Source organism: Citrobacter sp. wls613, from assembly GCF_005281195.1.
Classification (GTDB): Bacteria; Pseudomonadota; Gammaproteobacteria; order Enterobacterales; family Enterobacteriaceae; genus Citrobacter; species Citrobacter gillenii.
In genome coordinates this window covers 1-6,112 of sequence record NZ_SZXN01000078.1, presented here as the reverse complement: position 1 = coordinate 6,112, position 6,112 = coordinate 1, and the positions used below count along the sequence as shown (strand labels likewise).

7 protein-coding genes are annotated in these 6,112 nt (G+C 47.7%); 3 read left to right on the top strand and 4 right to left on the bottom strand.

Features of this window, described 5'->3' with window-relative positions; all coding sequences use genetic code 11:
* Positions 1 to 418 precede the first annotated feature (418 nt).
* Together FDX01_RS18740 and misL are read left to right on the top strand one after the other, a co-directional pair.
* The gene (locus tag FDX01_RS18740) at positions 419 to 1,036 is read left to right on the top strand and encodes a helix-turn-helix transcriptional regulator (RefSeq protein WP_137400272.1); all 618 of its coding nucleotides are present in this window, start codon (positions 419 to 421) and stop codon (positions 1,034 to 1,036) included.
* 74 nt (positions 1,037 to 1,110) lie between these two features.
* Positions 1,111 to 3,894: an intestinal colonization autotransporter adhesin MisL gene (gene misL / locus FDX01_RS18735; RefSeq protein WP_137400271.1), complete on the top strand. Its 2,784-nt coding sequence runs from the start codon at positions 1,111 to 1,113 to the stop codon at positions 3,892 to 3,894.
* 284 nt (positions 3,895 to 4,178) lie between these two features.
* On the opposite strand, the gene FDX01_RS18730 is transcribed toward misL, so the two are convergent.
* The 3 genes from FDX01_RS18730 to FDX01_RS18720 all read right to left on the bottom strand — a co-directional run bounded on the left by FDX01_RS18730 (position 4,179) and on the right by FDX01_RS18720 (position 5,454).
* Complete coding sequence (locus FDX01_RS18730; protein WP_249361022.1) at positions 4,179 to 4,469, bottom strand: hypothetical protein; 291 nt, start codon at positions 4,467 to 4,469, stop codon at positions 4,179 to 4,181.
* Between the two features lie 400 nt (positions 4,470 to 4,869).
* Positions 4,870 to 5,046 (bottom strand): prevent-host-death protein, encoded by a 177-nt coding sequence (locus tag FDX01_RS18725; RefSeq protein WP_137400270.1) that lies wholly within the window; start codon positions 5,044 to 5,046, stop codon positions 4,870 to 4,872.
* A gap of 117 nt (positions 5,047 to 5,163) precedes the next feature.
* Positions 5,164 to 5,454 carry a SymE family type I addiction module toxin gene (locus FDX01_RS18720; RefSeq protein ID WP_137400269.1) on the bottom strand — a complete coding sequence of 97 codons (291 nt, stop codon included), beginning with the start codon at positions 5,452 to 5,454 and terminating at the stop codon, positions 5,164 to 5,166.
* 135 nt (positions 5,455 to 5,589) lie between these two features.
* Between FDX01_RS18720 and FDX01_RS18715 the strand changes: the two genes are divergently transcribed.
* The gene (locus tag FDX01_RS18715) at positions 5,590 to 5,784 is read left to right on the top strand and encodes a toxin-antitoxin system HicB family antitoxin (protein WP_137400268.1); all 195 of its coding nucleotides are present in this window, start codon (positions 5,590 to 5,592) and stop codon (positions 5,782 to 5,784) included.
* On the opposite strand, the gene FDX01_RS18710 is transcribed toward FDX01_RS18715, so the two are convergent.
* Positions 5,779 to 6,093: a hypothetical protein gene (locus FDX01_RS18710; protein ID WP_137400267.1), complete on the bottom strand. Its 315-nt coding sequence runs from the start codon at positions 6,091 to 6,093 to the stop codon at positions 5,779 to 5,781. The genes FDX01_RS18715 and FDX01_RS18710 overlap by 6 nt on opposite strands.
* Between the last annotated feature and the right edge of the window lie 19 nt (positions 6,094 to 6,112).

Sequence of the window (6,112 nt, the reverse complement as noted above, 5' to 3'; positions counted from 1 at the left end):
GAAATGACCTGCTTATTCGCACCTTCCCTAAGGTTAAGTAATGAGAATTCATTACAGATTTATCAGAATTCCCCTTATATTTATTCACCACGCCGCCAGAGTGATTAAATTATCGGATTAATGTTATTGATAATTATCTCCTGTGTCGGTTTTTTAGCAAATAGTGCTATGTGAGTATTTATCCTGGTGCCGTGATTTATGTGCAAAATTCCTAATGTTATGGTTATTTGTCTGAGAAAAGATACGCATATACTGATTGGTATCAGGTTATTTACCATCCGTATTAATTTGCTGATAAGACTTTATAACATTTTTAATGACTGAATTTAATTGACTAACGGGGCGCGCGTAGCGTGTCGATTGACACATTTATTTACCAGTGAAATATTGAAGGAAAAAATTACAGGAGTTGTTTTTGATGAAGAGAAAACCGCCACCAAATATTCGTTGCATAAGTTGTGAATTATCCTGCTCTTTATTTCCGCAGCCTGCGGTACGCGCACAGTATTGTCACCGTGCTACTTTTGCTATCTGGCCTGAGGGGAATCGTTTTTTGAAAGCAGGGATCGTTGAAAAACTTCTGCTTAATAATCAAAATCATTTGTCCCGGGGCTTTATTTTTGTCGACTTTTCGTTCCCGAATCTGCGCTTGTTCGCCGATCCGCAGTGGGTTGACCGTTTAGCCCGTAGCGGGATGCGTATTGTCCTGCTCTCTGACCGGAATCTGACACCGTTAGCCAATTACTGGTTGTCGAAAAGCAGTTACATACAAGGCATTATTTATTCTGACGATGACGATATTGTTCAGCATCAGAAGATTCACCGACTGTTCACAGGTCACCTGGCTAACAGCAAGCGTGGACGATCATTAAACTACACGGAAATGATATTGCTGAAGCGTTTTATGTCGGGGAAAAGTATTCAGCAAATCACCGTCACAGATAATATCGATATTAAGAAAATTTACGTCTATAAACTTCGGCTTGAAGAAAAGCTGGGTCATAGTATTCATAAAATAATCTCGAATATTTTATAACTGTTTTTCATTTTTATTATTTCCACATTATTATGATGTGGTGGACTCTCTACGCCTAAATGCAGGAGGCAATTATGCCCAATCCTAAGTATTACTCACGTCTAGCCATAGCGGTGTCTGCCGCATTAGCTTCTATGGTATTTTCATCCCACGCGGCATGGGTGGATGTCGACAGTCTTCCCTCCAGCGGGCTGGTGAGCAGTTTGCCCCCGGAATTGCAGGCGTTAATTCCTGCTCAGGCGAATGCTCATTTCGCGAAAACCAGCGCGATGCCGAATTATGTTTATCAATGGAATGCGGGCACGATTCCCGTTTATGGCCACGGGGTGACGCTTAATGGACCTGGCGCAGAAGCCTTTGAACACTCCCTTACCGTTATTCAGAACAGCAACACGGGAAGCCCAGGGGTTATTTTCGGTGATGACCTGACGATTCGTACTCAGTCAAAGAATGCCGCTAACAACGGTAAAGATGTTGACGGTATCCGCACGCATGGGGCTAATACGCCGGATAACCCGGTCTTTATCATCACCGGGGATCGCACCAGTATTTATGTGGACGGTCAGGATGGTGATGGGATCAATGCCGGTTATAACTCGCTAAGCCAGGGCTGGACAGGTTCGGCAAATATCTATGTCGGTGACGATCTGTATATTCAAACCACCGGTTACCAGGGGCGTGGTATCACTGCAAACGCAATGAAAGACGCCACGGAGGCCAAAAATACGATTGTCGTTGGCGACCGGGCACACATTGTGACGACCGGCGACGGCTCTGAAGGTCTTCGCACCGGGCGGAGTGGTTCCTCGATCCTGCTTGGCAATGACGCTACCATCGAGACGTCGGGTGCTTCCTCAACGGGGATTTATGCCGCCTCATCGTCCAAAACGGAACTGGGCAATAACGCCACGATTACGGTGAACGGTATCAGTGCACATGCGGTCTACTCCACGAACGCGACCGTGAATCTGGGCGACAACGCGACCATTAGCGTGAACAGTGCTGGAAAAGCGACTTCATACAGCAAAGCGCCACGCGGCCTGTTTGCGATTTCACGCGGTGCGATAAACCTGGCAGGCGGTGCCGCCATTACCATGGCGGGCGATCACAGCAATGAAAGCTATGCCATCAGCACTGAAACGGGCGGTATCGTCGACGGCTCGGCGGGCGGTCGCTTCCTCATCGACGGTGATTTGCACGCCGCCAGCGGCACTGCGGCGATCAGCACGCTGGCGCAGCAAAACAGTACGATTAAGCTCAACATGACCGATAACTCGTTGTGGAATGGGGCGTCATATATCACCAGTGCCACGGCAGGGACGGGGGTTATCTCGCTGCAAATGCGCGATGCGACGTGGAATATGACCCACAGCTCAACGCTCACCGACCTGGCGTTAAACAGCGGGGCAGTCGTTAACTTTGGCCACGGTGGCGACGAAGCGTGGCAGACGCTGACCATCAATGAGGATTTCACCGGCAACGGCGGCAAACTGGTTTTTAACACCGTGCTTCATGATGACGCCTCCGAAACCGATAAGCTGAAGGTACTTGGCAATACGGCGGGTAACACGTTCGTGGTGGTGAACAACATCGGCGGAACCGGGGCGCAAACCGTAGAAGGAATTGAAATCATTGAAGTGGCGGGCAATTCCGACGGTACCTTTGAAAAAGCGGGCCGTATTGTTGCCGGTGCGTATGATTACAACGTGGTACAGAAGGACAACAACTGGTATCTGACCAGTTTTATTCCGGTCACTCCACCTGGTCCGGTTGACCCCGATCCTGTCGACCCAACTGACCCTGAGCCGGTTGAACCAGACCCCATTGATCCCGTGGACCCTGTGATCCCTGAGCCAGAAGAGCCTGTTGTGCCGCCGGTAACTGAACAGCAGTACCGCCCGGAAGCGGGCAGCTATCTGGCTAACAACTTTGCCGCCAATACCTTGTTTATGACCCGACTGCACGATCGTCTGGGGGAAACGCAGTACACCGATATGCTGACGGGCGAGAAAAAAGTCACCAGCCTGTGGATGCGCAACGTCGGCGGCCATACCCGCTTTAAAGATGGCAGCGGGCAGTTGAAAACTCAAAGCAACAGCTATGTATTGCAGTTAGGCGGCGACCTGGCACAGTGGAGTAGCGACGGTCTCGATCGCTGGCACATCGGCGCGATGGCAGGCTACGCCAACAGCCAGAACCGCACGCAGTCCAGTCTGACCGGTTACGCATCACGCGGTCAGGTTACCGGTTACAGCGTGGGTCTGTACGGTACCTGGTACGCGAATGACGCCGACAAGACCGGTACTTATGTGGATAGCTGGGTGCTGTACAACTGGTTTGATAACAAGGTGATGGGCCAGGAGCAGGCGGCGGAGAAGTATAAATCCAGCGGGGTAACCACCTCGGTGGAAGCCGGTTACAGCTTCAAACTGGGTGAAAGCGAGCGCAACAGCTACTGGCTGCAACCGAAAGCGCAGGTGGTGTGGATGGACGTGCAGGCCGACGATCACCGCGAAGCGAACGGCACCCGCGTGAAGGATGATACCGCAGGCAACCTGATGACCCGCCTGGGCGTGAAGGCCTTCATCAATGGCCACAACGCCATCGACGACGGTAAATCTCGCGAGTTCCAGCCGTTTGTCGAAGCCAACTGGATCCACAATACGCAGACCGCCCGCGTGAAAATGGACGATGTCAGCAACGACATGCGCGGCACAAAAAACATCGCCGAACTGAAAGTCGGTGTCGAAGGCCAAATCACTCCGCGTCTCAACGTGTGGAGCAACGTGGCTCAACAGGTCGGCGACAAAGGCTACAGCGATACCCGCGGTATGCTGGGCGTGAAATACAACTTCTGATATAAGTGAGTAATGGAAAAGCCGCTGATTAATGGGTCAGTGGCTTTAATACGTATTGAATATGGTGGTTATGGCAGTTATTCGGTAAAACCGAACAACTGCCAATGAAAGGCCGCGTGTTGTTTCTTGCTGTGTGAAGTTCGTAGGCCGGATAAGCTTTAGCGCCATCCGGCACCAAAAGCTAAATATTATGCCAGATGCTAGCTATTATTTTTTTACTACATGAGAGTTCTTTGCCTAAAGCAATCATAGCCAGGGCTGAAGGCGTATATTTTGTTCGTTCCTTAGGATGAGTCTGGAGGTAATTCCCTACGATATCGGCCATCCTGCCCGATGGTTACACTCTCACCGCAGATGATATTCTCTTGTGACAATGCGCCTGCCACTCCTGCGACAAAAGACATATACATCACAGCTGTCTGTTCATCCTGAACGCTCAAATAATCAAAACCTTTTTCATACAACTGATAGCCATGATAAAGCGAGTTACCGTCGATATTCAACGTCGCTTTTGCCAAAGCCGATGTTGAAAAACAGAGCAACAACACGACAGGAATGGCAATTTTACTGATCATACGAGCACCAGCCTCCCTTATGGTGTGAGCCGGTACCGCCGTGCGGATGTTCTCCTTTCGGGCATGCAAAAACGGTGGATGATGCGGTGATTGTGATGAGAGCGATAGCCATTGCCATGAATAAACTTTTCATATTTAACCCAATAATTAATTTATTAGAAACGAGGCTGTCCTTTCCTGATTAAAGAAAAAATGCCCGTATGTTTTTAGCGGGATTATAATATGGTGTTTATTGTGCTGTCATGTTTATCGTTTGGCATAGGCCATCAGGACAGTATTATCATTATGCTTTTTCGTGTAGGGATTGAACAATCCCCGATGCGTTGCCGATTCATGGATAATAAACTAAAATTTCAAACATCATAATTACTGTTCTTCCCCATGAGTTTATAATAAATTTTTATTTATTCGGAGCCATTAATTCATCAAAGAAATTATCTCCATTAACAATATTGTCAGAATGAATGTCACATTTTGCACATTGAATCTTGGCTTTCAGTAACTGAATTTTTATTTCTTCGACTTTTTCATCGTCGTCAATCGAAAAGATTGTGTCTGGTTTTTCGTGGTGATTCATTTGTTTGGGTTTCCGTTACACTTTGGCTTCATTTTCCAGGAGAGTAGGCCGGATAAGCGTCAGCGCCATCCGGCATCAGGTTAACATGTAAGCGCCATTTACATGTTAACTCGCTATTCACTGGAGAGTCGCCAGCGTGCTCTCAATTCTGTTCAACTTCTGATGTGCTTCTTTCAACTCATCCTGCAACCGTTGCTCCTGCTCGCCATAGACCATCAGGACGATACAACCGTTCATCACTTTTACGGTAATCTGTTGCCCGGTATCAAACCCAGCCGCGCGTAACCACTTGCCGGAAAGGATAATTTTGGGCGTAGATTTGTCAAAAACATTCGGACGATATCCCACAATTAGCGAACGCTCGGTTCCGGATTGGTCAGTGTCTGGGGTAGAATGCGAATCAGCCATAATCAACTCCTTGATAGTTGATGAGGTTAGCTCTCGTCGGGTACTGCGAATTCCGGGCGAGGGCGTTTATAAGTCAGGTCGGCAGAGAAAAGGTACGTACCTGATTGGTGATATCTTGCGCTTGTAGGTACGTATATGTCAACAGCTAAACGCGACCCAAATCAGTCCAAATCCGGAAAAGCACCGACCTTCCAGATTCGTATCACGCCTGAGTTAAAGGCGCAGTTCGAGGCAGCTGCAAAGGCAGAGGGGATGAGCTTGGGGAATTGGCTCAAAACTTTGGGGAGAAAGGAGTTGGAAAGGTTGGGTATTGAAAAAAATTATTTATAGTATTGAATCAATATACGCCGACAATTTTTTCATTGTTATGTGTTTAGCACATGTTCCTGTTGCATGAGTTAATAACCACTCATCTTTATTCCTAGCCCAGTGGTCTAGGAATTTCTTTTTATCTTTATCATTTTTAAACCGAACTGAAAATAAACAATCAGAAATAAGAGCTGCTCCACTAACTATTATATTTGTTTTGCCAATAACTCGACTACCCACTCTCGCAATAACAATATCTCCAGCTATAGTAGTTTTCTCATCGCAATTTAGTATGTTTTCTTCGAGCGAGATTTGCGGTGATGCTGCCAACTTACTGATTTAGTGTATG

Excerpts from the sequence above, each read along its gene's own strand:
- FDX01_RS18740 (WP_137400272.1), top strand. The coding sequence starts at position 419 with ATGAAGAGAAAACCGCCACCAAATATTCGTTGCATAAGTTGTGAATTA.
- misL (WP_137400271.1), top strand. The coding sequence starts at position 1,111 with ATGCCCAATCCTAAGTATTACTCACGTCTAGCCATAGCGGTGTCTGCC.
- FDX01_RS18725 (WP_137400270.1), bottom strand. The coding sequence starts at position 5,046 with ATGAATCACCACGAAAAACCAGACACAATCTTTTCGATTGACGACGAT.
- FDX01_RS18730 (WP_249361022.1), bottom strand. The coding sequence starts at position 4,469 with ATGATCAGTAAAATTGCCATTCCTGTCGTGTTGTTGCTCTGTTTTTCA.
- FDX01_RS18715 (WP_137400268.1), top strand. The coding sequence starts at position 5,590 with ATGTCAACAGCTAAACGCGACCCAAATCAGTCCAAATCCGGAAAAGCA.
- FDX01_RS18720 (WP_137400269.1), bottom strand. The coding sequence starts at position 5,454 with ATGGCTGATTCGCATTCTACCCCAGACACTGACCAATCCGGAACCGAG.